This window comes from Aquiflexum sp. (genome assembly GCF_977115555.1).
Window position 1 is genome coordinate 1 of record NZ_CDSBKL010000618.1, and the last position, 1,632, is coordinate 1,632.

The 1,632-nt window shown below is 47.0% G+C and carries 1 protein-coding gene; it reads right to left on the reverse strand.

The genetic code is table 11. The features are described from left to right. Window positions 1–76: 76 nt before the first annotated feature. Window positions 77–1,632 (reverse strand): xanthine dehydrogenase family protein molybdopterin-binding subunit (locus tag ACZFYI_RS20150; protein ID WP_462525911.1); only part of this gene is annotated, 1,556 nt, incomplete at its 5' end.

Here is a 1,632-nt window from a genome sequence, read left to right on the forward strand (position 1 = left end):
GAAATTTAAAAAATGCCAGCACCGAAAAGAAAAAGACCTTTGAGGTTTTTTATACCTCAAAGGTCTTGGTGAAGAATTAAGCCTTAAATGGCAATTGATAGATCCTTTCTCCTGTCAGTTTATACATTGCATTGCATAGGGCCGGGATGAACGGTGGTACCGGAGGTTCACCGACACCAGTTGGTTTTTCCATGCTCTCGATGATATGGACATGGATTTTTTTCGGAGATTGGGGCATTCGGATGATCTGATAGCCATCAAAGTTGTTTTGCTGTGGGATCCCATTTTCGAAAGTGATGGCTGAAGTGGTCGCCAAACTTGTCGCAAACTGCGCCCCGCCTTCAAACTGTGAGCGGATCCTGTCTGTATTCACCCCTATACCACAATCCACCGCATAGAAGACTTCAGGGATGGAGATTTTGCCCGAACTGTCTTTTTCCACTACCACTATGCATGCGACATAGGTCAGGAAGCTCTTGTGCGCTGCAAAGCCAACCGCTTTTCCCTCTGCCAGTTTTTGGTCCCAATTGGCTTCTTTGGCAACCCTTTCGATCACTTTTTTCATCCTTCCGGTATTCCATGGGAAAGTTTCTATCGGCTCTCCGTAGTTTTCATACTTTCCATCTGTTTCCGGTTTGAATTCAATATTGCGGTCCTCACCAAGCATCTGGATCGCATGCTTTACAGGATCGATGCCACGGGCTTCGGCGATTTCATCCATCATACACCCAATCGCAAAAGCATGATGGATATTGCTGACAGACCGAAGCCATCCGATACGGGTATGGGCTGTTGACTCGTGGGTTTCGATTTTGATGTTTGGTACATCATAAGGGAAATCGGCACAGCCCAAACCCAATTCCCCATCAGAGGGATGGAGTTCGGTAGTGCTGCCGGTGGCTCCTATGGCAGGGAAAACCGTGTGGTGATTCCATCCTGTGAAGTTTCCGTTTTTGTCAATCGTTGCTTTGATCCTTTGCGCACTGTGGGAGTGGAAAAAGTCAAAATGAAGATCGTCTTCTCTTGTCCATTGAACCCTTACAGGTGATTTGGCAGCTTTGGAAAGGATAGCTGCTTCCACGATAAAGTCAGGTTTTGATTTCCTTCCAAATCCTCCTCCGAGCAAAGTGACATTCATTTTTACATTGTCAAGATCAAGTTCCAAAGCAGTAGCAACTGCCTGCCTTGCCCATTGTGGGTGTTGGGTCGGAGCCCATATTTCACAGATCCCATCGCCCTGATAATGTGCAATCGCGGCAGGTGGCTCAATGGTAGCGTGAGCATAGAAAGGAGCCAGATAAGTTCTTTCCAAAACTTTTCCTGCCGACTTTTGGGCATTCGAGAAGTTTCCCCTTTCCCTTCTGACTTTTCCGTCTTTGGTGGTACTTTGGAGCATTTCTTCCAATTGCTTTGTAGAGTTGTAGGTTTGGTTAGGTCCCAAGTCCCACTCAATTTCCAAAGCTTCCCGGCCTTTCATGGCCGCCCAGGTATTGTCTGCAATGACTGCAATTCCCTCAAGTGCTTTGTCCAATCCCGGAGGAATTCCCGCTCCTTCTATTTTGACCACCCTATTCACACCCGGTATCGCCAAGGCTTTGGTATCATCAAAGGAAACGACTTTGGCGCCAATAA